The sequence below is a fragment of the Wenzhouxiangella sediminis genome, from assembly GCF_003410055.1.
Lineage (GTDB): Bacteria > Pseudomonadota > Gammaproteobacteria > Xanthomonadales > Wenzhouxiangellaceae > Wenzhouxiangella > Wenzhouxiangella sediminis.
Map to the genome: position 1 here is coordinate 12,068 of NZ_QUZK01000012.1, position 24,941 is coordinate 37,008.

At 67.0% G+C, this 24,941-nt stretch carries 25 protein-coding genes; 6 read left to right on the top strand and 19 right to left on the bottom strand.

All coding sequences use genetic code 11. From position 1 onward, the window contains the following. Positions 1 to 146: 146 nt before the first annotated feature. From fabG to DZC52_RS01685, 6 genes are all read right to left on the bottom strand, one after another. Positions 147 to 896, bottom strand: coding sequence for a 3-oxoacyl-ACP reductase FabG (fabG, locus tag DZC52_RS01660; protein ID WP_116649383.1), 750 nt, complete (start codon positions 894 to 896; stop codon positions 147 to 149). Continuing rightward, positions 896 to 1,840: an ACP S-malonyltransferase gene (gene fabD, locus DZC52_RS01665; RefSeq protein WP_116649384.1), complete on the bottom strand. Its 945-nt coding sequence runs from the start codon at positions 1,838 to 1,840 to the stop codon at positions 896 to 898. The genes fabG and fabD overlap by 1 nt, the downstream gene beginning before the upstream one ends. A 61-nt stretch (positions 1,841 to 1,901) precedes the next feature. Then, the gene (locus DZC52_RS01670; protein WP_116649385.1) at positions 1,902 to 2,867 is read right to left on the bottom strand and encodes a beta-ketoacyl-ACP synthase III; all 966 of its coding nucleotides are present in this window, start codon (positions 2,865 to 2,867) and stop codon (positions 1,902 to 1,904) included. Between the two features lie 26 nt (positions 2,868 to 2,893). Next, positions 2,894 to 3,895 (bottom strand): phosphate acyltransferase PlsX, encoded by a 1,002-nt coding sequence (gene plsX, locus DZC52_RS01675; RefSeq protein ID WP_116649386.1) that lies wholly within the window; start codon positions 3,893 to 3,895, stop codon positions 2,894 to 2,896. A gap of 16 nt (positions 3,896 to 3,911) precedes the next feature. Continuing rightward, entirely contained in the window at positions 3,912 to 4,124 is a 213-nt protein-coding gene (rpmF, locus tag DZC52_RS01680; RefSeq protein WP_116649387.1) for a 50S ribosomal protein L32, read from the bottom strand. A 17-nt stretch (positions 4,125 to 4,141) separates the two neighbouring features. Next, on the bottom strand, positions 4,142 to 4,654 hold the full coding sequence (locus DZC52_RS01685; RefSeq protein WP_181918718.1) for a YceD family protein: 513 nt from the start codon (positions 4,652 to 4,654) through the stop codon (positions 4,142 to 4,144). Between the two features lie 47 nt (positions 4,655 to 4,701). On the opposite strand from DZC52_RS01685, the gene DZC52_RS01690 reads away from it, so the two are divergent. From DZC52_RS01690 to DZC52_RS01710, 5 genes are all read left to right on the top strand, one after another. After that, positions 4,702 to 5,292 (top strand): Maf family protein, encoded by a 591-nt coding sequence (locus DZC52_RS01690; protein ID WP_220338241.1) that lies wholly within the window; start codon positions 4,702 to 4,704, stop codon positions 5,290 to 5,292. A 74-nt stretch (positions 5,293 to 5,366) separates the two neighbouring features. Next, complete coding sequence (locus tag DZC52_RS01695; protein WP_116649388.1) at positions 5,367 to 7,352, top strand: 3-hydroxyacyl-CoA dehydrogenase NAD-binding domain-containing protein; 1,986 nt, start codon at positions 5,367 to 5,369, stop codon at positions 7,350 to 7,352. Continuing rightward, positions 7,352 to 8,800 carry an acetyl-CoA C-acetyltransferase gene (locus DZC52_RS01700; protein ID WP_116649389.1) on the top strand — a complete coding sequence of 483 codons (1,449 nt, stop codon included), beginning with the start codon at positions 7,352 to 7,354 and terminating at the stop codon, positions 8,798 to 8,800. The genes DZC52_RS01695 and DZC52_RS01700 overlap by 1 nt, the downstream gene beginning before the upstream one ends. A gap of 149 nt (positions 8,801 to 8,949) precedes the next feature. Beyond that, on the top strand, positions 8,950 to 9,354 hold the full coding sequence (locus DZC52_RS01705; protein WP_245960737.1) for a CPBP family intramembrane glutamic endopeptidase: 405 nt from the start codon (positions 8,950 to 8,952) through the stop codon (positions 9,352 to 9,354). A 65-nt stretch (positions 9,355 to 9,419) separates the two neighbouring features. Beyond that, positions 9,420 to 11,135, top strand: a complete 1,716-nt coding sequence (locus DZC52_RS01710) for a serine/threonine-protein kinase (RefSeq protein ID WP_116649391.1) — start codon at positions 9,420 to 9,422, stop codon at positions 11,133 to 11,135. Between the two features lie 4 nt (positions 11,136 to 11,139). On the opposite strand, the gene DZC52_RS01715 is transcribed toward DZC52_RS01710, so the two are convergent. Genes DZC52_RS01715 through folD form a run of 6 tightly spaced genes read right to left on the bottom strand, consistent with a single transcriptional unit; the run spans position 11,140 to position 16,879 of the window. Beyond that, positions 11,140 to 12,306: a LysM peptidoglycan-binding domain-containing protein gene (locus tag DZC52_RS01715; protein WP_181918719.1), complete on the bottom strand. Its 1,167-nt coding sequence runs from the start codon at positions 12,304 to 12,306 to the stop codon at positions 11,140 to 11,142. A 56-nt stretch (positions 12,307 to 12,362) separates the two neighbouring features. Further along, positions 12,363 to 13,640, bottom strand: a complete 1,278-nt coding sequence (locus DZC52_RS01720; RefSeq protein WP_116649393.1) for a TRAP transporter large permease — start codon at positions 13,638 to 13,640, stop codon at positions 12,363 to 12,365. After that, positions 13,637 to 14,164 carry a TRAP transporter small permease gene (locus DZC52_RS01725; RefSeq protein WP_181918720.1) on the bottom strand — a complete coding sequence of 176 codons (528 nt, stop codon included), beginning with the start codon at positions 14,162 to 14,164 and terminating at the stop codon, positions 13,637 to 13,639. Before DZC52_RS01725 ends, DZC52_RS01720 begins: the two co-directional genes overlap by 4 nt. Further along, complete coding sequence (gene dctP / locus DZC52_RS01730) at positions 14,151 to 15,158, bottom strand: TRAP transporter substrate-binding protein DctP (RefSeq protein ID WP_116649395.1); 1,008 nt, start codon at positions 15,156 to 15,158, stop codon at positions 14,151 to 14,153. The genes DZC52_RS01725 and dctP overlap by 14 nt, the downstream gene beginning before the upstream one ends. Beyond that, a complete protein-coding gene (locus tag DZC52_RS01735; protein WP_181918721.1) occupies positions 15,159 to 16,013 on the bottom strand; it encodes a TRAP transporter TatT component family protein in 855 nt (284 codons plus the stop codon). Next, the gene (folD, locus tag DZC52_RS01740; RefSeq protein ID WP_116649397.1) at positions 16,010 to 16,879 is read right to left on the bottom strand and encodes a bifunctional methylenetetrahydrofolate dehydrogenase/methenyltetrahydrofolate cyclohydrolase FolD; all 870 of its coding nucleotides are present in this window, start codon (positions 16,877 to 16,879) and stop codon (positions 16,010 to 16,012) included. The genes DZC52_RS01735 and folD overlap by 4 nt, the downstream gene beginning before the upstream one ends. A 55-nt stretch (positions 16,880 to 16,934) precedes the next feature. On the opposite strand from folD, the gene DZC52_RS01745 reads away from it, so the two are divergent. After that, positions 16,935 to 17,414 (top strand): glutathione peroxidase, encoded by a 480-nt coding sequence (locus DZC52_RS01745; protein ID WP_116649398.1) that lies wholly within the window; start codon positions 16,935 to 16,937, stop codon positions 17,412 to 17,414. Positions 17,415 to 17,445: 31 nt separating this feature from the next. On the opposite strand, the gene der is transcribed toward DZC52_RS01745, so the two are convergent. The 7 genes from der to rlmN all read right to left on the bottom strand — a co-directional run bounded on the left by der (position 17,446) and on the right by rlmN (position 24,934). Further along, positions 17,446 to 18,852 (bottom strand): ribosome biogenesis GTPase Der, encoded by a 1,407-nt coding sequence (gene der / locus DZC52_RS01750; protein WP_245960738.1) that lies wholly within the window; start codon positions 18,850 to 18,852, stop codon positions 17,446 to 17,448. Between the two features lie 12 nt (positions 18,853 to 18,864). Further along, positions 18,865 to 20,037: an outer membrane protein assembly factor BamB gene (gene bamB, locus DZC52_RS01755; protein WP_181918722.1), complete on the bottom strand. Its 1,173-nt coding sequence runs from the start codon at positions 20,035 to 20,037 to the stop codon at positions 18,865 to 18,867. Continuing rightward, the gene (locus DZC52_RS01760; RefSeq protein ID WP_116649401.1) at positions 20,034 to 20,681 is read right to left on the bottom strand and encodes a YfgM family protein; all 648 of its coding nucleotides are present in this window, start codon (positions 20,679 to 20,681) and stop codon (positions 20,034 to 20,036) included. The genes bamB and DZC52_RS01760 overlap by 4 nt, the downstream gene beginning before the upstream one ends. Positions 20,682 to 20,734: 53 nt before the next feature. Next, on the bottom strand, positions 20,735 to 22,015 hold the full coding sequence (hisS, locus tag DZC52_RS01765) for a histidine--tRNA ligase (protein ID WP_116649524.1): 1,281 nt from the start codon (positions 22,013 to 22,015) through the stop codon (positions 20,735 to 20,737). A gap of 81 nt (positions 22,016 to 22,096) precedes the next feature. After that, positions 22,097 to 23,035, bottom strand: a complete 939-nt coding sequence (locus DZC52_RS01770; RefSeq protein WP_116649402.1) for a helix-turn-helix domain-containing protein — start codon at positions 23,033 to 23,035, stop codon at positions 22,097 to 22,099. Next, complete coding sequence (gene pilW / locus DZC52_RS01775) at positions 23,028 to 23,819, bottom strand: type IV pilus biogenesis/stability protein PilW (RefSeq protein WP_116649403.1); 792 nt, start codon at positions 23,817 to 23,819, stop codon at positions 23,028 to 23,030. Before pilW ends, DZC52_RS01770 begins: the two co-directional genes overlap by 8 nt. Beyond that, a complete protein-coding gene (rlmN, locus tag DZC52_RS01780) occupies positions 23,816 to 24,934 on the bottom strand; it encodes a dual-specificity RNA methyltransferase RlmN (RefSeq protein WP_116649404.1) in 1,119 nt (372 codons plus the stop codon). Before rlmN ends, pilW begins: the two co-directional genes overlap by 4 nt. Positions 24,935 to 24,941 lie beyond the last annotated feature (7 nt).

Sequence of the window (24,941 nt, forward strand, 5' to 3'; positions counted from 1 at the left end):
GATAAGGGTTGCCCAAAGCGGGCACATTGTAGTGAACAATTTCGCTCACTGCCAGTTTCCAGGCACCGAATCTTCGGTGAAACCGCCTCGGCCCTGACGAAAGCATTTTATTACAATTCAATAATTTATTAAAACTTTTTCAAGTTTTAGGTCATGTACATGCCGCCATTGACGTGCAGCGTCTGCCCCGTCACGTAGCCGCTGGCGTCCGCGGCGAGGAATCCGACGGCGGCCGCCACGTCGTCGACGCTGCCCAGACGATTGAGGGGAATCGAGTCGGTCAGGCGCTCGCGCTGTTTATCGTCGAGCTCGGCGGTCATGTCGGTTTCGATGAACCCGGGCGCCACCACGTTGGCGGTAATACCCCGGCTGCCCAGCTCGTGCGCGATCGAGCGCGAGAACCCGGCCACGCCGGCCTTGGCCGCGGCGTAGTTGCTCTGACCCGGATTCCCGCTGTAGCCAACCACCGACGAGACGCTGATGATGCGTCCGAACTTCTCCTTGAGCATGCCGCGCAGGCAAGCCCGCGTCATTCGCATCACGCCGCGCAGATTGGTGTCGAGCACCGCATCCCAGTCGTCGTCCTTGAGGCGCATCAAAAGCTGGTCGCGCGTGATCGCGGCGTTGTTGACCAGCACCGTCACGGCGCCGGCCCGTTCCTTGATGGTGGCCACGGTTTCAATGATGGCGTCGGGATCGGTTACGTCGAGGACCAGGCCCCTGCCCTCGCCGAGCCGCTCCGAGATACCCCGGGCGCCCGATTCGGAGGTGGCGGTGCCGAACACCTCGCCGCCCATCGCCTTGAGCCAGTCGGCCGTCGCCCGGCCGATGCCGCGGCTGGCGCCGGTGACCAGAACCACGCGTCCGTCGATGCGGTTTGCCGTCTCGGGGGTCATCACTGCGACTCCTTGTAAGCGCTGATCGTTTCTTCGAGGGTGTCGGGGTTTTCCAGGGCGATCCATTTCGCCTGGCGATCGATGCGGCGACCGAGCCCGCAAAGCACCTTTCCGGGCCCGCATTCGGCGAGCTCCATGATACCCGCCTCGCAGATCGCCCGCACCGACTCGGTCCAGCGAACCGGGCTGGTCAGCTGGCGCACGAGGGCGTCGCGAATGGCGTCGGCGCCTTCGCGGATGGCGACATCGCAATTGTGGATGACGGGGACGCTGGGCGTACCGATGTCGGTGTCGGCCAGGATCTCCCGCATGGCGTCGGCGGCCGGTTCCATCAGCGGGCTGTGGGAGGGGACGCTGACCGGCAGCTTCACGGCTCTCCGGGCACCCGCCTCGCTGCATTTGTGCAGGGCGCGCTCGACCGCGGCCGCATGCCCGGCGATCACGATCTGGCCGGGGGAGTTGTGGTTGGCCGGCACGACCACCTGGTCCTCGGCCACCTCGCGACAGATGGCGGCGACCACTTCGTCGTCCAGCCCCAGGATGGCCGCCATCGCGCCCACGCCTTCAGGCACGGCCGCCTGCATCTGGCGACCGCGCTCGGCCACCAGCGCCACCGCGGTGCGGAACGCCAGTGCCCCGGACGCGACCAGGGCCGAATACTCGCCCAGGCTGTGGCCGGCCATGCGCGCGGGCGCGGGACCACCGAGATCCCGCCAGACGCGCCAGACCGCAATGGCCCCGGCGAGCACGGCCGGCTGCGTGATCTCGGTGCGGTTGAGCTGTTCTTCCGGACCGTTGCCCACGAGCTGCCACAGGTCGGTGCCCAGCACCTCGCCAGCTTCCTCGAAGGTCTCGCGAACTCGAGCATGTCTTTCGGCCAGCGCGGCCAGCATGCCGACCGACTGCGAGCCCTGCCCCGGAAACAGCATTGCAAAATCCGTCATGCGTTCTCCCCTGGCGATGGAATGCTTGAAAAGGAAATGGAAACGACTGATTGGAGGGCGGTCAGTAGGCGACCAGCGCCGCGCCCCAGGTGAATCCGCCGCCGAAGGCTTCCAGCAGCAGCTTGTCCCCGCGCTTGATGGCTCCGCTGCGCAACGCCTCGTCGAGCGCCATGGGCACCGAGGCCGCGGAGGTATTGCCATGCCGGTCGACCGTCACGACCACCTGGTCCATCGACATCTTGAGCTTGCGGGCGGTGGCCTTGATGATGCGAAGGTTGGCCTGGTGGGGAATCAGCCAGTCGAGATCCTCCTTTTCCAGGTTGTTGGCCGCCAGGGTCTCGTCGACGATGCGACCCAGGGTGTTGACGGCCACCTTGAAGACCTCGTTGCCCTTCATCGAAACCGAAACGCCGCCTCGCGCTTCGGCGCGGAAGCCTCGCGAAACGCCCACGTCGACCTTGAGCAGGTCGCTGTAGCCGCCGTTGGCGTGGATATGGGTCGACAGGATGCCGGGATTCTCGTCGGCGGTCAGCACGGCCGCGCCCGCGCCGTCACCGAACAGCACGCAGGTCGATCGATCGTTCCAGTCGAGCATGCGCGTGAGGGTTTCGGCCCCGACCACCAGCACGTTGCGCGCGGTGCCGTTGCGGATGTACTGGTCGGCGACCGACAGGGCATAGATGAAGCCGGAGCAGGCGGCGTTGATGTCGAAAGCGCCGCACTCGGCCATGCCCATACGGTGCTGCAGAAGGCACGCCGTGGACGGAAAGACCAGATCCGGCGTGGTCGTCCCCACCAACAACAGGTCGATGTCGCCCGGCTTGAGACCGGCGTCTTCCATGGCCTGGCGGGCCGCCTGTTCGGCCAGGTCACAGGTCGTCTGACCTTCGGCCGCGACATGGCGCTGGCGGATGCCGGTGCGCTCGGTGATCCATTGATCACTGGTGTCGACGAGTTGCTCGAGATCCTTGTTGGTGAGGACCTTCTCGGGCAGGTAGCGACCGGTTCCGATGATACGCGCGTACATTCTTCGTTATTGTCCCTGCGTTTCGGTCAATAGCTGGCCCAGAGCGCTTCCTCGAGCTCCGGAATCAGGTTTCGCCGTGCTTCCAGCGCGGCAAGGCCGATGGCCGATGCGAAACCGCGCTCGCAGGCGCCGCCGTGACTCTTGATCACGATTCCGTGCACGCCCAGAAGCGGGGCACCATTATGCCGGGCCGGATCGAGCTTGTCATACATGCGCCTGAGCCCGCCCCGAACGACGGCTCCGCGCCAGCCGCGCATTTCCTCGCGCAACTGGCCGAAAATCAGCCGAACCATGCCCTCGGCGCTCTTGAGCAGGACGTTTCCGGCGAATCCGTCACAAACGACCAGGTCGACTTCACCGGCGAACACCTGGTCGGCTTCGACGAAGCCAGTGAAATCCAGACCGGCCTCCGCCTCGATGAGCCGCGCGGCCTCGCGCACCACATCGGGGCCCTTGTTGGGCTCGTGCCCGATATTGAGCAGGCCGATCCGCGGCGACCGATCGCGCAGCACCCGCACGGCGGTGTTGCCGAGTTGGGCGAATTCGCACAGGCGGTGGGCGTTCACGCCGACGTTGGCGCCGAGATCCAGCGCCCAGACCGAGCCGCCGGCCGTCGGCAGCGCCGCCATCAGGACCGGCCGCTCGATCCCCGGCAGCATGCCGAGCACCTGCCGCGACAGCGCCATCAGGGCGCCCGTATTGCCGGCGCTGACCACCGAAGAACTGCGACCGGCGGCGACGCGCTCGAGCGCCACCTGCATGCTGCTACCTCGCCCCTGTCGAAGCGCGTGAGCCGGGCCGGCGTCCATGGGCAGAACCTGATCGGCCGCGACCAGCTCGACCCGATCGCCTTCATCGAGCCCGGCCGCACGCAGCAGCGCACGAAGGCGCGCCACGTCGCCCACCAGGTCGACCCGGAGTCCGGGATCGGACCGAAGCGCCCGGCGGACCGCCGACAGCGTGGTATCGAGCCCGCCGTCGCCGCTCATGGCGTCGACGGCGACACTGGCGCGTCCCTGCGCGGCCATGGGTCAGCGCGGCTTGTCAGCCCTGCGTTTCTTCGAGGTCTTCTTCGTCGATCTCGGGAGCCACTTCCACGACCTGGCGGCCGCGATAGAAGCCCTCGGCCGATACGTGGTGGCGGCGATGGATCTCACCGGTGGTCGATTCTTCCGACAGCGTCGGACCGCTGAGTCCATCGTGCGAACGACGCATGCCGCGGCGCGACGGGGTCTTGCGACTTTTCTGAACAGCCATTGCTCAATACTCCTGTGTCATTTGTCCTTGTCGCGGTTCTTGCGCAGTTCATCGGCCAGTTCCGCGAAGGGCCGGTATGTGTCCGAAGTCGGCGCCTCTTCGCCCACCTTGGACGAGGCCGGATCGATCGGCACCAGCGGCAATCCAAGCAGGACCTCCTCGCCGATCAGGCGAACCAGCTCCACCTTGTTGTCCGGGCACAAAAGCGGCTCGTAGTCTTCGGGCAGCGAATCGGCCGCGCGGTCGTCGGGGACGATGCCCACGACCGAACGGCTTTCGATCGGATGCTCGAAGACCTTCAGGGTTCTCTGGCAGCGCAGCGGCACCCGCCCGCTTACCGAGACCTCGGCCCTGACCTGGCGCTGCTCGTCGTGCCCGAAGACAATGCGGAATTCAATCTCCGCATCACCGGGATCGGCTATCATGCCGTCCAGGCGAGTCAAGCGCGCCAGCGGGACCGTGCCGCTGAATTCCCGTCCGGCGGCGGCCGCCTTGTCCGGGTCGATCCAGTCTGGAAAGTCTCGCGACATAAGCCGATCATTATACCACTCAAACAGCCTGCACAACACTTTGCGTGATGCCCGAATCGAGCCGCAGCCCCATGATCGTGCTCGCATCCAGCTCGCCCTACCGCGCCGAGTTGCTCGGACGCCTGCGCCTGGACTTCGAGAAGCTTTCCCCCGCGATCGACGAGTCGCCCGCAGCGGGTGAATCGGGCGCGGATCTGGCCCGCCGCCTCGCCGCCGCCAAGGCCGCCGCGGTCGTCCGCCAGCGCCCCGGCGCCATCGTGATCGGCTCCGACCAGGTGGCCGAGTGCCGCGGGCGGCTGATGGGCAAGCCCGGCGCGCGCGATGCCGCCATCGAACAACTTTCGTTCTGCAGCGGCGCGGCCATCGTCTTCCATACCGCCGTCACCCTGCGTCGCGACGACGAAGAATTCTCCGGGCTGATCCCGACGACCGTGCACATGCGCCGTCTACGGCGCACGCAGATCGAACGATACGTCGAGGCCGACCGCCCTCTCGACTGCGCGGGCGCAATGAAAAGCGAGGCGCTGGGCATTTCCCTGGCCGAGCGTGTCACGAGCGACGATCCGACCGCCCTGATCGGCCTTCCCCTGACGCTTGTCGTACGACTCCTCGGTCGGTTCGGTATGGAGCTCCCCTGATCCCGTGACCCGCGACACAACGCAGCGGGCATGGTGATAAGCTAACCATACGCACCAGAATGGAGTACTTCCGGATGGCATCAACTGCCTCGCAATCCAGCGCCGGCAGGCACTGGCGGCTGGAATACGATCTCGACGGCATTGCCTGGCTCTACCTCGACCGCGACGACGAAAAGGTCAACAGCCTGGGCTCGAAGGTTCTAGAAGAACTCGAAGCCATCATCGGCCGGCTCGAAGCCGATCATCCCAGGGGGCTGGTGCTGATGTCGGGCAAGCCGAAGTCGTTCATCGTGGGCGCCGACGTGCGTGAGTTCGACGCTACCGACGATGTCGACGAGCTGCGCAGCAACGTGCGCGACGTGCACAAACTGTTCCAGCGCATCGACGATCTGCCCTTTCCCACGGTGGTCGCCTTCGAAGGCTATTGCCTGGGCGGCGGCCTGGAACTGTCGCTGTGCTTCGACTACCGCATCGCGCTGGACGCCGATCACACGCGCATCGGCTTCCCGGAAGTCAATCTCGGCATCTACCCGGGATTCGGCGGATCCGGACGCAGCATTCGCGCCATGGGCGGCCTGCAGGCCATGCAGATCATGCTCACCGGCAAGATGCTGCGAGCGCGCGCCGCGAAAGGCCTGGGCCTGATCGACCAGACCGTCGACCGGCACGGCTCGCTGCGCTGGGCGGCGCGCAACGCCATCCTCAAGAAACGCAAGTCGCGCCGGCCCGGGCTGACCGCCCGCGCGACGACCTGGGGGCCGGTTCGCAAGTTCCTGGCCGGCCAGATGCGCAAGCAGACCGCATCCAAGGCGCGCAAGGAACATTACCCGGCGCCCTATGCATTGATCGACGCGTTCGAGGCGGCCGGCGACTCCTGCTCGGGGATGATCCGCATCGAGGCCGAGGAGGTCCCGAAGCTGCTCGCCGGAGACACCTCGCGCAACCTGCGGCGCGTGTTCCGCCTGATGGAAACGCTCAAGGCCCAGGGCAAGCGCAGCGACTTCAAGGCTCGCCGCGTGCACGTCATCGGTGCCGGCGTGATGGGCGGCGACATCGCGGCCTGGTGTGCGTCCCGCGGACTGGAGGTCACCCTGCAGGACCGCGAAATGAAGTACATCGAGCCGGCCCTCAAGCGCGCCAACGGCCTGTTCAAGCGCAAGCTCAAGACGCCGACGGCCGTTGCGGCCGCGAAAACCCGGCTGATTCCCGATGTCGAGGGCTCGGGCGTGGCCCGGGCCGACGTCATCATCGAGGCCATCTTCGAAGACCGCGACGCCAAGCGCGAACTGTTTGCCAAGGTCAACAAGGCCGCCTCGCGCAACGCGGTGATCGCCACCAACACCTCGGCGATCCCGCTGTCCGAACTGGCCGATGCGCTCGACGATCCGTCGCGCCTGATCGGACTGCACTTCTTCAACCCGGTCGCCAAGATGCCGCTGGTCGAGGTGGTCTACGACGCGAAGCTTTCCGACACCGACCGCGTCGACGACGGATCGAGCTTCGCCACCCAGATCGGCAAATACGCCCTGCCCGTGACTTCCACGCCGGGTTTCCTGGTCAATCGCGTGTTGGCCCCCTACATGCGCAACGCCATGAAGATGCACCGCGAGGGCGTGCCCAAGGAAGCGCTCGACAAGGCCGCCGAGAAGTTCGGCATGCCGATGGGGCCGGTGGAACTCGCCGACACCGTCGGCCTGGACGTGGGCCTGGGCGTGATCAAGACCCTGATGGGCGACGACGCCGGCGAGGACCGCAAGGTGCTCGAGGAAATGGTCGACGCCGGCAAGCTCGGCAAGAAGTCCGGCGAGGGGTTCTACCGCTGGAAGGACGGCAAGCCGCAGCGCGACTCGGACGCCCACAAGGGACATGATCTCGACAAGCTGGCCGGGCAGCTGATGCAGCCCTACTTCGACGAGTGCCGGTCCTGCCTGGACGACGAGGTGGTCGGGGACGCCGACCTGCTCGACGCCGGCATGATCTTCGGCACCGGGTTTGCGCCCTTCCGGGGCGGACCGATGCACTATCTGGAATCAACCGAGGCCGACAAGGAGGCGTCCTGATGCCCGACAATAACCTGCGCCGAATCGCCATTGTCGGCGGGAGCCGCATTCCGTTCTGCCGCTCCGGCAGCCTGTATGCCGATCAATCCAACCTGGACATGCTCACCGCGGCCTTCCAGGGCGTGGTCGACCGCTACAACCTGTCGGGCAAGAAGCTCGACCAGGTGATCGCGGGTGCCGTGACCACGCATTCCAAGGACTGGAACCTGGCCCGCGAGGCGGTGCTGTCGACCGACCTGTCGCCGCTCACGCCGGCCGTCACCATGCAACAGGCCTGCGGCACGAGCCTGCAGGCCGCGCTGCTCGCCGGCAGCCAGATCGCCTCGGGCGAAATCGAGTGCGCGCTGGTCGGCGGCACCGACACCACGTCCGACGTGCCGATCGTGTTCAAGCGCCGTTTCGCCCAGCGCCTGATGAAGCTCAACAAGGCCAAGACCTTCGGCCAGCGCCTCAAGGCCTTCAAGGGCTTCAGTTTCTCCGAGCTGGCGCCGCAGCCGCCGCGCAACTCCGAGCCGCGCACCGGTCTGTCGATGGGGCAGCACTGCGAACGCATGGCGCAGGAGTGGAACATCACCCGCAAGGAACAGGACGAGCTGGCGCTGGAGAGCCACCGCAAGGCCGCCGAAGCCTGGGATGCCGGCTTCTTCGACGACCTCGTCCGCCCGCACAACGGCGTGATCCGCGACAACATCGTGCGACCGGATTCGACGCTGGAAAAGCTTGCCAGCCTCCGGCCGGCGTTCGACCGCTCCGGCAAGGGCAGCCTGACCGCCGGCAACTCGACGACGCTCAGCGACGGTTCGGCAGCGGTCCTGCTGGCGTCCGAGGACTGGGTTCGCGAGCACGACCTGCCGGTGCTGGCCTGGCTGACCCATTCGCGCACGGCCGCTGTCGACTACGTCGACGGCGACGAAGGGCTCCTGATGGCGCCGACCGTGGCGGTCGCCGAGATGCTGCAGCGCGCCGGCCTGGGCCTGCAGGATTTCGACTTCTACGAGATTCACGAGGCCTTCGCCGCCCAGGTGCTTTGCACCCTCAAGGCCTGGGAGAGCGAGAGCTACTGCACCGAGCGCCTCGGCCTGGACGGCCCGCTGGGCAGCATCGATCGCAGCCGCATGAACGTGCACGGCGGATCGGTGGCCATCGGCCATCCCTTCGCGGCGACCGGTGCCCGCATCGTCGGCACCCTGGCCCACGTTCTCGAGAAGGCCGGCTCCGGGCGCGGGCTGATCTCGATCTGCACCGCCGGCGGCATGGGCGTGGCCGCGATCCTCGAGCGCGACAACAACGGCTCGGGCGGCGGTTCCGGAAAGAAGACCGCGAAAAAGGCGGCCGGCAAGAAGTCATCGAAGAAGAAATCTGCCGCCAAGGCCACCAGGAAAAAGACCGCGCAGAAGTCCGAAACCGCAGCCGGAGGCGGTGAATCGACCGCGAGCGGGGAAAGCTGAACGCCCGCACCCGCCCCCTGACGACCGCCCTGCTCTTCCAGGGCGGTCTCGTCGTCCTGGCGCTGGCGCTGGCCTGGCTGTTCGGCCTTCGTCCCTGGGCGGAAGTCGAGATCTCCGGGTGGTCGCTGCTGCTGAGCCTGGCGGCCACGGTGCCGCTGGCCGCCGCCCTGGTCGCCGTGCCCGGCGGCAGGTGGCGCTGGCTGGATGAACTGACCCGCCTCGTGCGCGGCTTTCTCGAACTGCTGTTCCGCAACGCCCGGCCCGGCGCCGTACTCCTCGTCTCGCTCCTGGCCGGCATCGGCGAGGAACTGCTTTTCCGAGGGGTCGTACAGGCGGGCCTGGCGTCCTGGGCTTCGCCCGCCGCCGCCATCCTGATCGCATCGCTGATGTTCGGCGCCGCGCACGCCGTTTCCCTGCCATACTTCGCAGTGGCGGCCTTTCTCGGCCTGTACCTGGGCCTTCTGTATCACTGGACCGGCAACCTGCTCGTGCCCATCGTGGTCCACGCGCTGTACGACTGGATCGCGATCCACTACTACCTGCGACGGCGCTGACCGCGGGAAGAGCCCCGCCCCGCGATGGGTTAACATGACCCTCCGGATCAAGGACAGCCAACGCCATGGAGCGCATCGGCCGCTACAGGATCGAACGTGAACTCGGACGGGGCTCGATGTCGATCGTCTACGAAGCCTTCGATCCGCACATCAATCGCCACCTGGCCGTCAAGGTGCTGCGCGAACGCTATGCGCGCGATCTGAAAAGCCGCCAGCGCTTCCTGCGCGAGGCCCGCTCGGCCGGCGGGCTCAGCCACGCCAACATCGTCACCGTCTTCGACGTCGGCCAGCACGAAGGCTTGCCCTTCCTGGTCATGGAGCGGCTCAAGGGACAGAGCCTGGAGGAGTACCTCGATGAGGGCGGCCGCCTGAGCACCCGGGAAATCCTGGCCATCGGCATCCAGTTGGCCGGCGCGCTGGAATACGCCCACGAGCGCGGCGTCATCCACCGTGACGTCAAGCCTTCCAACATCTATTTCGACCCCGAGTCCGGACTGGTGAAGCTGGTGGACTTCGGCATCGCCGCCATCGGCGACCGCAGCCGGGCCGAAAGCGAGGACTTCGAGACCATCGCCGGCACCCCGAAGTACATGGCGCCGGAACAGATCCAGGGCGGCGAACTCGACGGCCGCACCGATCTCTACGCACTCGGCGTCGTGCTCTACCGCCTGCTGTCGGGATCGATGCCCTTCAAGGCCGAATCGATCGGCGCTCTGATCCACCAGATCGTCCACCGGCCGCCGGCGCGGCTCCAGCCGCTCGACGACCGCACGCCCGTGGACCTGATCGATCTCGTCCATCGCCTGGTGGCGAAGGATCCCGAGGCCCGCCCGGCCGGCGGCTCCCTGGTGCTGGAGGAGCTACAGGAAATCCGGGCCGACCTGGACCGGGGCCTGCTCAACACCGTTCGCGGACGACCGGGCGCGTGGCGCTGGCTGGCCGCACTCTCGCTGGCCCTCATCGTCGTGCTCGGCGGCGGCCTGACCTGGGTCTATCACAGCCAGACCAGCGCCATGACCGAGTCGACCTACGGCTATGGCGACGCGCTGGCCAGCGTGATCGCCCGCGAAACCGCCGAGGCACTCATCCTCGGCGACAACACCGGCCTGTCGAACCTGGTCGACGATTTCTCGGTCAACCCCAGGATCACCTACCTGCACATCAGCAACCGCGACGGGCACGTTCAGGCCAGCACCGACCCGTTCCTGCAGGGCGAGCCGAGGCCCCAGCCGGCTCGCGCCACGATCGAGCGCGAGCAGGGCGCCGTTCGCCTGCTCTCGCGAGAGGACGGCAACCTGGAGTTCCAGACCCCGATCCGCTTCCAGACCGAGCGCATCGGGACCGTGCAGCTGGGGATCGACGGCGAGCAGCTCCAAGCGGCGGCCCGGACGACGCTGACCATGCTCGCGCTGGTGTTTGTCGTGACCCTGATCGTCGTCGGAGTCGGCTTCAGCCTGCTGGTGAGACGCCAGCAGCGATCCATCCAGCGCGTCAGCCGCGGCCTGCAGCGCATTGCGCGCGGGCAGTACGACGCGCGCCTGGAATCCGACGGCCAGGACGTCTTCGCCCCGCTATTCCAGCGATTCAACGACATGGCCAACCGCCTCGAGGAGCGTCACGGCTACCTGCAGCACAAGCCGGCCTACAGTCCGCTGCCCGAGGTCGACGAACGAATCGACGCCGACATCGAAGAAACGGTGGAGATGGATCGCCCGAAAGAGGAATCCAATGTCCTCCCCTTGTCGGAGCGCAAGAACTCCGAGGGAGGTCGCGGGGACTGAAACCTCAGCCCTGCCCGAGCGCTTTCAGTTCTTCCTTCGCGCGTCGGGCGCGTTCGAGGTAACGCACGGCCGGTTCGAACGCCGGATCGATCGTCACCACCCGCTCCCACAGTTCGATCGACAAATCGACCCGCTGATCGCGCCAGGCCGAAAGGGCGCCGTCGTGGTAGTGCTCGATCAGGGCGGTCTCCACCCGCTCGAGCTTCCCGCCGTGGGTCTCGGTGAGGTCGGCCGCCAGTTCGCGCGCAGACACGAGCGCGTCGAAGGCCGCGTCGTAACTTCCGCGCGCGAGCTCCTGCTCCGCCCGACCCAGTGAGAAACGCGCCTCTACATGTTCGCGCTGAAGCGCAAAAGGGCCTTCCTCCGCGTTCGTGCCCAGCCAGGGAGAGGCCTGGTTGAGGGCTTTCAGAGCCTCGCCGGGGTCGTCGTCCCGGCAGGCGGCCTGCGCCAGCGCCACGGCGGCCCGCGCGAGCAGCGCATCGCCCTCGGCCTGCAGGTTGCCGGCGCGGGCGGAACTGAGCAGAAGGGCGTAGGCCTGGCGATATTGTTCCCGCTCGATGAGCCGACGCGCCGTGGCAGGCAACTCGGCACCCGCCCGGACCTCGTCTTGCTCCTGATCGGACGCGCCTGCATCCTGTCGGCCCGATTCCGGCACCGAAGGGGACTCGACCGTCCCGACCGGTTCGACGACCGGCACCCGGATACGCTGGCCCGGCCGCAGCAGGCGCGGCACCTCGATGCCGTTGAGCCGCGCCAGCGAATAGAACAGCAGTTCGTTGTCGATGGTGCGCCCGGCGATGGCCGAGAGGCTGTCGCCGGGCCGGACTTCGATCTCCTCGAAGGACTCGCCGAGCAGTTCCTCCGGGGGCTGGCGGATCTGGGCCAGCAGCAGTTTCGCCGTGGGACTGCCCGGATTCTGTTCCAGAATCGCCGAAAGCACGGTTTCCGCCCGGGCTTCCTCGCCGTTCTGCAGCAGGGTCATGGCCCGCCCGATCGAGTCGGCGCCCGGGGCCGATTCGACTTCGGAGCCGGTGTGCGCGCCCGGCTGCCCGGGCGGTTGCTCCCCGGCACTGCCCGGGCGCTTGAATGGCCAGAGTTGGCAGCCCGCCAGGGCCAGGCAGGTCATCAGGATCACCAGCAGACGGGCCAGCGACAAGGGCGAATTGGGCATCGAGGAGCCTCGTCGATTCATCATGCGGCAGTGTAGCGCAGTCTCGTCCCCCCGCCTCAGTCGCCGAGCAGGGACGGCAGCGCCAGGCTGAGGGCCGGCCACCAGGTGATGATCAGCAGCGCGACCAGGAGGATGCCGAGAAACGGCAGCGTGGCGCGGTAGACGGTGAGGATATCTCGCTCGAAGCGGTGACTGGCCAGGAACAGGTTGATGCCCACCGGCGGCGTGCAGTAGCCAATCTGGAGGTTGGCCAGAAACACGATGCCGAGGTGCACCGGGTCGACGCCAAAAGCCATCGCGACCGGGATGATCAGCGGCGCGAGAATCACCAGGGCGGCGAAAATATCGAGAAGCATCCCGGCGACCAGCAGCAGCGCATTGACGGCGAGCAGGAACACCAGGCGGCTGTCGATCAGGGGCTCGATCCATTCGAACAGACGCTGCGGCACGCCGGCGTCGATCATCACGTTGGTCGAGGCCAGGGACATGCCCAGGACAACGAGGATGGCGGCCACCAGCACCATGGCTTCCGTAATCACTTCGGGCAGCCTGGAGAATCGAACCTCTCGGCGGATCAGGACCAGCGTGACGAGCACCCAGGCAGCCGTAACGACCGCCGCCTCCACGACCAGCAACCAGCCCGAGTAAATGCCGCCGAGCACCACCAGGGGCAGCGGCAGCTCCCAGGCGTTCTCGCGCAATACCTTGCCGAGCGGCTCTCGCGGGCGTTCGTCCCTGGGCAGGCCGCGCTGCACCCAGGCGGCGTAGCCGCCCATCAGCACCAGCATGAGCAAGCCCGGCAGCAGACCGGCAAGGAAGAGATCGTCGACGCTCAAACCGGCGCGCGGGGCGACCTGCTGGGCGACCACCGCGTAGAGAATCAGGGGCAACGAGGGGGCAAAGAGTACGCCCAGGCTGGAGCCGGCCGTCACCATCCCGAGACTGAAGCGTTCCGGATAGCCGCCCTTCACGAGCGCCGGCAGGAGCAGGCTGCCGAGCGCGACCACGGTGATGCCCGAGGCGCCGGTAAAGGCCGTCATCAGCGAGCACAGGACCAGCGCGAGGATCGCCAGGCCGCCGGGCATCCAGCCCAGGGCCGAGCGCGTCAGCTCGACCAGGCGTCCGGGAGCACGGCTGTGCGCCAGCAGCACGCCGGCGAAAGTGAACAAGGGCAAGGCCACGAGCACCGGCAGTTCACCGATGCGCATGAACTCCATGCTGGCCAGCACCGGATCGAGCCCGGCCTGCCAGTAGCCTCCCAGGGCGGCCAGCGCGATCACCGCGAACAGCGGCATGCCCAGGAGGGCCAGGAGGACGAGGAGAAAGACCATCATTCGGACGGCTCCCGCGTCGAGACCGGCAGGACTTCTCCCTTCGGCGGCGCGAAGGCCCAGGCCATGAAGCGGGCCGCCATCATGCCGAATCCGATCGGGACGATGACCTGGACCACCCAGTTGGGCACATTCAGGAAGGCAATGGCCTGGAACTCGTATTCGAGCGAGACGATATCGAGGCTCGTCCAGGTCAGGGCCAGGCAGACCAGCGACGTGGCGCCGAAGACTCCACGCCGGAGCCAGACGACCCCGCCGGGCGGCAGCCAGCGTTCGACCAGGTCGATGCGGATGTGCCGCAGTCGGCCGGTGGCGACCACGCCGCCCAGCATGGCCAGCCACAGCACGATGGCCCGCATGGCACCGTCGGCCCAGGGCAGCGCCATGCCCGCGAAATTCCGGAAGCCGATCTGCGCCAGGCCGATGACGACCAGGGCAAGAAACAGCACGCTCAGCGTGCCGGTCTCGAGGGCGCGGATCGTGCGCTCGGCCCTGTCGTCTTCGTTCCGGCGATCACTCTCCGCCACGCAGGCGCTCCAGCTCGGCTTCCAGGCGGTCGAGGTGCGGCAGCTCGAAGCGGCCTGCCTCGACGGCGTCACGGCGGATCCGGTGAGCCAGCTCGTGCCAGTAGCTCACCAGCGACGGCGCCGGCTGCAGGATCTCGACGCCGCCCTCGCGAAGCGCCTCACGGGCCTCGGCATTGTCTTCGAAGTTGTCGGCCTCGATGCGCTCGAGCGTGGCCCGCAACTCCTCGAGAAGGATGGCTCGATCGGCCTCCGGCAAGCGATCGATCGTCCGCTGGTCCAGACCGATGGTTCCGGCGGTCATCAGCAGCGGCATGTCGAGCATGCTCTCCGCCCGGGTGTGCCACTGCAGGATGATCGTGGCCGAGGGCGTGCTCGCGAAGGTGTTGACCGCGCCGGTCTGCAGCGCCGTGTAGACCTCCGCCAGGGGCAGCGGCACCGGCGTGGCGCCGGCCTCTTCCAGGGTCCGCTGCGAAAGGCGGTCACCGGCGGGCACCCAGATGCGGAATCCGCTATCGATCTCCTCCGGGTCGGCGGTGGGCATTTGGCGATCGCTGAACAGGTAGGCGAATCCACCCAGGCTGATCCCCGGCGCGATGATGCCCCCTTCGGCCAGCCCCTCGATGACCAGCGGATCGAAGGTTTCGCGAACCGCCCGCACTTCCTCGACATCGCGAAAGACGAAAGGCATCGAATACAGGTTGGCGACCGGTGCAACCGAGGCCAGCTCGCCCACCGTGAAGGCGGCACCGTGCAGCTGCCCCAGGCGCATGCGGCGCAGCACGGCTTCGGCGTCGCCCATGACGCCGCCTGGATAGAAGCGCAGGCGCACGCCGCCGTCGGTGCGCTCCTCGATGCGATCGGCCGTGGCGCGCATGCGCTCCATCCAGCTCGATCCGTCGGGCGCGATGGTCGCCAGCTTGATCTGGGCGGCGTCGGAAGTCGCCGCCAGGCAAAGGGCGGCCAGCGCCAGCAAGGCCAGGGTCATGTGCTTCATCTAGTCGAAAATCCTTTCGGTCTGGGCCAGTAGCTCCCGCGCCCGCTGACGGGCCACGGCATTGACCAGCCGGTATTCCGGGGCATCGACCTCGCTGTCGACGACGCCCTCGAGCGTCGACACGAACAGCTCGCGATCGAAAAGCAATCGGGCGTAATGATCGGCCAGCATCACGTCGACGATGAGATTGTTCCCTTCGGAAACGCGCCGGGCCCGTTCGAAGTACTGACGGGCCAGGTCGGGACGACCGCCCGCCGCCGGCGGGCGCTGGGAATGGAGCACGGCCAGGTACAGCCAGGCGGCGCCGTCGTCGTGGCCGGGTGCGGTCTCGACCACCCACTCGAGCAGGGCCTGGGCGCGCGGCAGGTCGGCCAGTGCACCGTAATCGTCCGAGTGGCTGTCGATCCAACCCACCCAGGTGGTCGCCAGCAGGTAGGCGGCGGGCAGATCGTCGGATTCGAGCTTCCCGATTCGTGCATCGAGGCGCTCGAAAGTGATCTCGTCAAGACCGCACAGCGGCTGCGCGCGGAGGCACGCTCCGCTGCGGGCATGAGCCAGCGCACGCCTGGTCAGTCGACGCGTCGAGGCCTCGCCGTTGCCGAACAGGGTCGCGTAAGTGCCGGTCAGCCGCGCGGTGGTCAGGAGGAGCCCGGCATCGTCCGGGTTGGACTGCAGGCGCGCCTCCAGCAGCAACAGATAGGCCGGCAGGGCATCGGCGATCGTGGCCGGGTCTTCGTACTGGCGGATTGCCGTCTCGAGATCGTCGGCCAGGCGCTGGGTCTGGCGTTCGACGATGGCCGAGCAGCCGGCCAGCAGGGCCAGCGTGATGAGGACGAGCAGCGGACGGAAGTTCACGGCGCCCGCACCACCAGCCCGGCCGCCTCGACCGTGTTCTGCATCAGCGTGGCGACCGTCATCGGTCCGACGCCGCCGGGAACGGGCGTGATCCAGCCGGCACGCTCGGAGGCCGCCTCGAAGTCGACATCGCCGTGCAGCTTGCCGTCCTCGCCGCGATTGATGCCGATATCGACCACGATCGCGTCCTCGGCGATCCACTCGGGCCGGACGATGCCCGGCTTGCCGACGGCGACGAACAGCACTTCGGCGCGTTCGACGTGAGCCTGCAGGTCGCGCGTGAAGCGATGCGCGACCGACACCGTCGCACCGGCGAGGAGGAGTTCGAGCGCCAGCGGCCTGCCGACGATATTGGAAGCACCCACGACCAGCGCGTTCATGCCCTTGGTGTCGATGCCGTGAGCCGCCAGCAGGGTCATCACGCCGCGCGGCGTGCACGGCCTCAGCCCGGGATCGCGCAGGGCCAGGCGCCCCATGTTGACGGGATGGAAGCCGTCGACGTCCTTGTCCGGGGCGATCCGGCGCGTCACCGCCCGTTCGTCGAGATGGGCCGGCAGCGGCAGCTGCACCAGGATGCCGTCGACCGCCTCGTCGCGATTGAGCGCGTCGATGAGGGCCAGCAGTTCGCCCCGCCCCACCCCGTGCGCGAGACGATGGGTGGTCGAGACCATGCCGGCACGCTCACAGGCGCGGATCTTGTTGTTGACGTAGACCTCCGAGGCGGGATCGTCGCCGACCAGGATCACGGCAAGACCCGGCGGCCGCCCGCCTTCCCCGACATGATGGGAGACGGCGTCGGCCACGTTGGCGATCAGTCGGTCGGCGACCGCTCGGCCGTCGAGAATTCGGGCTGGGGACTTCGTCATGCGCTACATTGTAAGGTAGGATTCGAACGGAAACCGACTCGGAGCCAGACTTGCCGTGAACCTGTTCAATCATCATTTCATGGACCTTTCGGGCGCGCGCATCTACCTCGAGCGTTACCGCAACCAGCCCTTCTTCATCGTCAACATCGCCACCGAGAGCCGCTTCGTGCCGCAACTCAAGCGGCTGCAGCAACTGCACACGCAATTCAGCCGGCACGGGCTGGTCATCATCGCCATTCCCTGCAACGACTTCGACGAGGAACCGCGCGAGGAAGCGCAGATCGACGAGTTCCTGCGGGAGAACTATCCCAGCAGCTTCATCGTCACCCAGCGCTACGCGGTGACCGGTCCCGAAGCCCATCCCCTGTTCCGCGAAATGCTGCAGGAAAAAGGTGCTGCCGCCCTGCCCCGCGGCACGTTCAACAAGTACCTGTTCGACCGGCGCGGTGAACTGGCCGAGCACTTTCCTCCGGAAACCCTGCCCGACGACCCGATGCTGGTGCGATCGATCAATCAGCAGCTCGGCGGTGTATGAGACTGGCGCGGCGGGCCGCTGAGCCGGCCGGCTAGCGCTTCCGGTTCTTGCGCTGCGTGAACTGCTTGAGCCGGCGACGCTTCTGGATCTGTCGCGGCGTCAGCGGGTTGCGGCGACCGGCGTAGGGGTTGTCGCCTTCGCGGAACACAAGGCGAACCGGGATGCCGGTCAGTCGGAAATGCTTCCTGAAGCAGTTGACCAGGTAACGCTGGTACTGGTCCGGAATCCCCTTGGCGCGGTTGCCATGGATGACGATGCGGGTCGGAAAATGCCCGCCACCGTGTGCGTAGCGAAGCTTGGGCGTCTTGCGCTGGACCGAGGGCGGGGGGTGAGCTTCGACCGCATCCCGCAGCACCCGTGTGAGCGCGCCGGTCGACAATTCCTGCTCCCCGGCCGCCTGGACGTGCTCGATGGCGTCGGTCAGCTCCCCGAGGCCGCTGCCGTGAAGCGCAGAGATCGTCACGACCGGCGCAAAGCGCGCGAAGTCGAGCCGCTCGGCCACTTCCACCAGCACGGCGCGACGCCGGTCCTTGTCCAGCGCGTCCCACTTGTTCAGCGCGATGACCAGGCCGCGACCGGCCTCGATGACGTGACCGGCCAGCCTGGCGTCCTGCTCGGTGATGCCCTCGACCACGTCGCAGACCAGGCAGACGATGCGGGCCTGTTCCATCGACTGCAGGGCCTTGATGGTGCTGAAACGCTCAATGCCCTCCTGGCTTCCGCGGCGGCGCCGGATGCCCGCCGTGTCGATCAGGTGGTAGCGTACCCCGTCGCGCTCGATCGTCGCGTGGATGGGATCTCGGGTCGTTCCCGCCACCGGGGTGGCCAGTGCCCTTTCCTCACCCAGCAGGCGATTGAGCAGCGTCGACTTGCCGGCATTGGGTCGACCGATCAGGGCCAGGCGCAGGCCGTCGTCGTCGGGGACGCTGCTGTCTTCAGGTTCGGGCAGGCGCTCCACGACGGCGTGGCCGAGCTGTTCGAGGCCGCGGCGATGGCTGGCGGCGATGGGAAAGATGTCGCCCAGTCCGAGTTCCGCCGCCTCGGCCAGGGCCATGTCGGGGTCGAGCCCGTCGGTCTTGTTGACGACCTGGATGACGGCCTTGCCCCGATTGCGCAGGTCCGAGGCAATCTCGTGCTCGACGGGAACGACGCCCGCGCGGGCGTCGGTGAGGAACAGCACCAGATCCGCTTCGTCAATCGCCAGACGAGTCTGGGCCTGAGCGCCGAGCTCGACCTCGCCGCCGGCCTCGTCGAGGCCGCCGGTGTCGACGAGGATGACGGTTCGTCCATCGAGCTCCGCCCGGCCGTAGATCCGGTCGCGGGTCACCCCCGGCGTGTCCGCCACCAGAGCGTCACGAGTCCGCGTCAGCGCATTGAACAGCGTGGATTTTCCGACGTTGGGTCGCCCGACGATGGCGACCACCGGCAATGCAGACACGCTAGCTCGTCCTCAGCCCGAACGGCCGACTCGCCAGGCGCTCAATCTTCCGCCTTCGTCGAGCAGGTAGAGCGTATCGCCCACGACCAGCGGCGCCGCTGCCGGGGCATCGTCACCTGCCCTCGCCCGGCCGACGATCTGCCCGCTGTCGGCGTCGAAGAAATGCAGGTAGCCTTCGAAATCGCCCACGGCCACGAGCCCGCCCAGGAAAACCGGGCGCGTCAGTTCTCGTCGAAGCAGCTGATCGTCGCGCCACAGCGTTGCGCCGTTGCGGCGGTCGACCAGCCAGACATTATCCTCGCTGTCGGTGACGGCGAGCTGGGTCCGGCGCAGACTCAGGCCGCTCGAAGATGAAATGTCCTTGACCCACAAGGTGCGCCCGGACTCCAGCGCCAGACCGGCGAGCCGCCCGTGATAAGTCACCACGTAGAGCTCGGTGCCCACGACCAGCATCGGACCGTCGATGTCCGCCAGGCGATCGAGTTCGGTGCGGCCCTCGGGTGCGCTCACGCGCTGCTCCCAGAGCACCGATCCGTCGGAGACGCGGATTGCGGTCACCTGGCCGTCGTCGTAGCCGATGTAGACCTGCCCCGCGCGCGGGAGCGGATCGCCGTTTCCGCGCAGGGTCAGGAGGGGAACGCTGCGGTCGTGCACCCAGATGCGCGCGCCGTCGCTTCGATCCAGCCCGAAAACACGGCCGTCGATGCAGCGAGCCACGACGATGCCGTCGTGCAGGACCGGCTTGGCCAGGATCTCGGAGGAAAGCTGGGCCCGCCACTGGATCCGTCCCGACTCGCGATCGATGACCACCAGCTCCCCGTCGAAGGTGCCGACGATGACCAGGTCGGGCGTCACGGTGGGGCCCGCTGAAATCGGCAGCTCGATATCGATCTCGCGCTGCACCCGCCCGGTCTCGGCATCGACCGCCGTGATCAGGCCTTCATGGTCGGCCACCCAGACCTGCCCGTCGGTGTAGACGGGCCGGATGCGGGGCTGGCTGCGATTGGTGCCTTCGCCGGTATCGACGGACCAGACCCGGTCGATCGGCACCGGCTGGCTGATCTCGGTCAGCTCCGCCGGCTCCGGCTCGTCACTACCGCCGCCGAACCAGCCACCGATGGTCTGGCAGCCGGCCAGGGCCAGCAGCGCGGGAACCAGCAGGAAAAGTCGTCCCTGCCGGGTCACGAAGGACCTCCTTCGGTCGTTGCGGCGTCGATCTTGATCTGGAGCAGCCGCGGGTTGCCCCCGTCGGCCGTGCGCCGGGCCAGGGCATCTTCCCAGGCCGCGCGGGCTTCGTCGACGCGACCGCGTTCGAACAGCAGGTCACCGCGCGTTTCGGCCCAGGACGCCTCGAACCCTTCGGGCGCGGCGCCTTCAAGCAGCGACAGGGCCTGTTCGTACTCGCCCTGGGCTTCCAGCACTCGCGCCAGACGCAGCTTGGCGACCGGCCAGAGCGATTCGAGGCGACGGTTCTCGAGAATGCCCCGGTAGATTTCGGCGGCCGGTGACAGGCGGCCGTCGTCGACCCAGGCAGCGGCCAGCTGCATTCCCGCCAGCCCCGTGTAGGCGGTCTCGCCGACAGTCTCGAGCATGACCTGGTATTCCGACTCGGCCGATTCGAGGTTGCCCTCGGTCACCTGCTGGCTCACGACCTGGTAGTAGTCCGACCCCATCAGCTGCTGATCGGCGCGGTAGTCCTGCCAGTAGCGGAACCCGAAAATGCCGCCGAAGGCGAGTATCAGGCCGACGATGATCGCCGGGGTGTATTCCTTGATCCACTTGCGGACGCGTTCGCCCTGTTCGTGTTCGTCGTAAAGCTCTACGGCCATGTCGGGTTGATCCTTGCAGTGGGCATGGTGAAAATTCGATCGCCTATGATAAATCAGTCGCCCGTGTCGGCGGCAAGCAATGCCTGCAGACGCTGCGGCAACCGATCGAGCGCGACCATCTCCTGCCCGGAGTCACCGCGCAGGTCCTTGATCGCGGCTTCGCCGCGCGCGAACTCGGCCTCGCCGAGAATCACGCACCAGCGTGCGCCGCTCCGGTCGGCGCGCTTGAACTGGGACTTCATGCTGCCCCCGCCGAGCGCGGTTGCGAGCGAGAGCCCGGGTGCCGCGTCGCGAACGCGCTCGGCAATGGCCAGCATGTCGGCATCGCCGACCTGGCTGACCACGAACGCGTCGGCGTGCTGGCTCGCCGCCACGCCGGCAGCCTCGAGCATCGCCAGCAGCCGCTCCACGCCGAGCGCGAAGCCGATACCCGGCGTGTCCTTGCCGCCCTGCATGGCCACCAGGTCGTTGTAACGACCGCCGGCGCAGACCGTGCCCTGAGCCCCGAGTTCGTCGGTGACCCACTCGAAGACGGTGCGGCAATAGTAGTCGAGTCCGCGCACGAGGCCGGTGTTGACGGTGTAGTCGATGCCCAGGCGATCGAGCATCGATTTCACCTGTTCGAAATGCGCTCGCGCCTCTTCGCCGAGTTCGTCGGCCAGTCGCGGCGCATCGGCCATGATGGCCTGTGTCTCCGGGCTCTTGCTGTCGAAGATTCGCAGGGGGTTGGTTTCCATCCGCCGCTGGCTGTCGGCGTCGAGCCGTTCGCGGAAGGGCTCGAGGTAATCCACGAGCTTTCGGCGATAGCGCTGTCGATCCTCCCGGTCGCCCAGGGTATTGATCTCGAGCCGGATCCGGCCTGCAAGGCCGAGTTCGCGCCAGAGCCGCTCGCCCAACGCGATCAGTTCGACGTCGGTCGTGGCCTGCTCGAGCCCGAAGACCTCGGCGCCGAACTGGTGGAACTGCCGCTGGCGCCCTTTCTGAGGCCGCTCGTGCCGGAACATCGGACCCTGATACCAGACCTTCAGCCCCGGCACGTGCAGCAGACCGTGCTGGATGGCCGAACGCACCACGCCCGCCGTGCCTTCCGGCCGCAGGCAGAGCACGTCACCGTTGCGATCCTCGAAGGCGTACATTTCCTTCTCGACGACGTCCGTCGACTGGCCGATGGCGCGCGTGAACACCTCGACCTTTTCCAGTATGGGCAGGCGGATCTCGTGAAAATCGTAGGCCGCAAAGACCCGGGAAATGCGAGCCTCCAACCATCGCCACATCGGCGTCTGGTCCGGCAGGATATCGTGCATGCCGCGAATCGACTGGATATTCTTCATCAGTATTGCTTCCGTCACAAAAGACGAGCCCGCCGGCGGCGGGCTCCAAACGCAATCCTCGCTGGCCGAGCTGTCAGGCCGGGCTCAACGCGTCACCTGGCCGTCGGCCGCAACCGCGATTTCAGCGACGTCGCCGCTTTCGTGCCCTTCCCAGGTGACCTCCCGGCCATTGACCTGGAGACGGACGGCGCTGGAACGGCCGACCAGCAGGCTGAACGGCGCCTGCCCCTCATAGTTGCGCGTCTGACCGGCGCGCAGAAGATCGTACTCCAGCCGCGTACCCGCCGCGTCGAGAATCTCGATCCAGCTGTCTTCGAGCAATTCGAGTTGCAGGGCGCTGGGCCTGGGGCCGGCTTCCTCGACGGCCGTATCCTCCGACGGGCCCGAGGCTTCGTTCATGTCCGGATCCGCTTCCGCCGTCGCTTCGCGGCTCGGCCGCATCGGATTCAGGGGCAGCGCCGAAGCCGACACGTGCCGCACCGAACTCGAATCCGGCCCTTCGGCAGGGGCACCGTCCGTCGATGCCTTCGAACTTCGCCCGGCGGCCTCGTCGGTTTGCGCCAACGACGTCTCCGGGGAGCCCGCGTCGCGATCGAGCATGCGCGAACCACCCGCCAGGAAAGCGTAGACCAGGGGCACAACAACCGCAACGGTTACAATGGCATACGTTGAAATCTTGAGATAGCGCTCGAGCCGCCATTCACGCCGGGAAGCGGGCAAAACTTCCTGCAGCTCGGGAAGCTGGTCCTCGCCCGCCTCGGCCAGGACATCGTCCGGATCGAGATCGAGCAGCCGGGCGTAATTCCTGATGTAGCCGCGGCGATAGAGACTGGAGAGTTTATCGACTTGCCCGGTCTCGATATCGTTGACGACCATTCCAGGCAGGTGGAGTTGTTGGGCGACATCGCCCTGGTCGAGGGAAAGGGCTTCCCGGCGGCGCTTGAGTTGAGCGCCGATGCGTTCGTATCGTTCCTTGCTGTCCTGTTGTGTTGCTTCAGTGCTTGCGCTGGTGTTTTCAGTCATCTCGGCTGGTCTGTTGTCTTATATTTCGAGCTTCGGCCGAATCGGGGAACTGATCCTCGAGTCGCCTGAAGTAGCGGGCGGCTTCCCGCTCGTTGCCAAGCCGTTGTTCGATCCGGTACCCGAGCAGCAACGCTCCCGGATCGGCCCCTGTCACCGCCTCGTAACGCTGCAGGAAGGCGCGCGCCCGGAAGGCGTCGTCACGCTGCAGGAACAGGCGGGCCAGATTGAATAGTGCGTCAGGATACTCCGGAGCGACCTCGAGTGCCTGGCGGAGGTAGCGCTCGGCTTCGTCGAGCCGACCGGCGCGAATCGCGCAGGAGCCCGCGTTGGTATGGACGACTTCCTTCGTGTCGTAGAAGGGATCGTTGATCGAGCGCCGGAAGATCTCGTCGGCCTCACGATACTCGCCCTGTCGGCACAGGAAAGCCGCGTAACCGTTCAGGGTGGCGCCGTCCTCGGGCGCAAGACTCACGGCTTCGCGATAGTAACGCCGGGCGCGGGAGTCGCGGCCGAGCTGTTCTTCGATCAGGGCCAGCGTCACGTAGGCCGGCACGTGCGCGGGGTCGAGCTCGACCGCCCGCTCGAGTTTTTCCAGGGCCACCTGGTAATCGCCCCGCTCGAAGTAGCCCACGCCGAGCCGCGTGTTGACATCCGCCGCTCGAACCGGACTGACTCGATCCATGCCCGTGCGCCCTGTGTTTGCGGGTTCGGGCCTGCTGGTACTGGCACAGCCCACCAGCATGGCGACGATGACGGGCAGCATGAACAGGCGCAGCCCGCTCACGACGCCACCGCCTGCCGCGCCAACTGCTGCTGAACCATCTGCCGCCGCTGGCTCGGGCTGAGCAGCTTGCCGACCAGCTGGCCGCAGGCGGCGTCGATGTCCTCACCGCGGGTCTTGCGGACGGTGGTGATGAGACCGGCCGCACGCGTGATCTTCTGGAATTCGTAGATCGCTTCGTCCGAGGAACAACGGAACGGCGTGCCGGGAAAGGGATTGAAAGGAATCAGGTTGATCTTCGACGGCAGGACGCTGAGCAGCCGGACCAGCGCTCGGGCATGCTCCGGCCGATCGTTGACGCCGTCGATCATGGTGTACTCGAAAGTCACCGAGCGCTTGGGCCGCGCCTTGACGAAGCGCTTGCAGGCAGCGATCAGCTCCTCGACCGAGTACTTGCGGTTGAGGGGAACCAGGCGGCTGCGCAGCTCGTTGTCCGCCGCGTGAAGCGAGACGGCGAGCGCGAACTCGTCGCCGTGGGCCAGATCGTCGATGCCCGGCACCACGCCGGAGGTGGAGATGGTCACTCGCCGCGAGGCGAGACCGTAGGCCAGGTCGTCGCGCAGCAACGACAGCGCGGGGCGAACGGCGTTGAGGTTGAGCATGGGTTCGCCCATGCCCATGAACACCACATTCGTGACGCGGCGCTCGTCGCCGTGGAGCTCTCTCAGGCGCTGCACGGCCTGCCAGACCTGCCCGATGATCTCGGCCGCATCGAGATTCCGGTTGAACCCCTGCGTCGCGGTCGAGCAGAACGTGCAGTTGAGCATGCACCCCACCTGCGAGGAAATGCACAGCGTGCCGCGGCTGGTTTCGGGGATGTAGACCGTCTCGACGGCGTTGCCGCCTGCGATGGACATCAGCCACTTGACCGTGCCGTCGGAAGAGCGCTGTTCGCGCATGATGGCCGGCGGCGCGACGCCGGCCGCGCATTCGAGGCGCTCACGCAGGGACTTGGACAGATCCGTCATCTGTCCGAAATCGGTCACGCCGCGCTGGTGAATCCACTGCAGCAACTGGCGCGCGCGAAACGGTTTTTCGCCGAGGTCGACGAAAAACCGCTCGAGCCCCGCCCGGTCGAGACCGAGCAGGTTGGTGATTTCTTCAGGCCCTGCGGGCATTTGCGAG

Coding starts and splice junctions, on each gene's coding strand:
- fabG (WP_116649383.1), bottom strand. CDS start 896: ATGACCCCCGAGACGGCAAACCGCATCGACGGACGCGTGGTTCTGGTC.
- fabD (WP_116649384.1), bottom strand. CDS start 1,840: ATGACGGATTTTGCAATGCTGTTTCCGGGGCAGGGCTCGCAGTCGGTC.
- DZC52_RS01670 (WP_116649385.1), bottom strand. CDS start 2,867: ATGTACGCGCGTATCATCGGAACCGGTCGCTACCTGCCCGAGAAGGTC.
- plsX (WP_116649386.1), bottom strand. CDS start 3,895: ATGGCCGCGCAGGGACGCGCCAGTGTCGCCGTCGACGCCATGAGCGGC.
- rpmF (WP_116649387.1), bottom strand. CDS start 4,124: ATGGCTGTTCAGAAAAGTCGCAAGACCCCGTCGCGCCGCGGCATGCGT.
- DZC52_RS01685 (WP_181918718.1), bottom strand. CDS start 4,654: ATGTCGCGAGACTTTCCAGACTGGATCGACCCGGACAAGGCGGCCGCC.
- DZC52_RS01690 (WP_220338241.1), top strand. CDS start 4,702: ATGCCCGAATCGAGCCGCAGCCCCATGATCGTGCTCGCATCCAGCTCG.
- DZC52_RS01695 (WP_116649388.1), top strand. CDS start 5,367: ATGGCATCAACTGCCTCGCAATCCAGCGCCGGCAGGCACTGGCGGCTG.
- DZC52_RS01700 (WP_116649389.1), top strand. CDS start 7,352: ATGCCCGACAATAACCTGCGCCGAATCGCCATTGTCGGCGGGAGCCGC.
- DZC52_RS01710 (WP_116649391.1), top strand. CDS start 9,420: ATGGAGCGCATCGGCCGCTACAGGATCGAACGTGAACTCGGACGGGGC.
- DZC52_RS01715 (WP_181918719.1), bottom strand. CDS start 12,306: ATGCCCAATTCGCCCTTGTCGCTGGCCCGTCTGCTGGTGATCCTGATG.
- DZC52_RS01720 (WP_116649393.1), bottom strand. CDS start 13,640: ATGATGGTCTTTCTCCTCGTCCTCCTGGCCCTCCTGGGCATGCCGCTG.
- dctP (WP_116649395.1), bottom strand. CDS start 15,158: ATGAAGCACATGACCCTGGCCTTGCTGGCGCTGGCCGCCCTTTGCCTG.
- folD (WP_116649397.1), bottom strand. CDS start 16,879: ATGACGAAGTCCCCAGCCCGAATTCTCGACGGCCGAGCGGTCGCCGAC.
- DZC52_RS01760 (WP_116649401.1), bottom strand. CDS start 20,681: ATGGCCGTAGAGCTTTACGACGAACACGAACAGGGCGAACGCGTCCGC.
- DZC52_RS01770 (WP_116649402.1), bottom strand. CDS start 23,035: ATGACTGAAAACACCAGCGCAAGCACTGAAGCAACACAACAGGACAGC.
- rlmN (WP_116649404.1), bottom strand. CDS start 24,934: ATGCCCGCAGGGCCTGAAGAAATCACCAACCTGCTCGGTCTCGACCGG.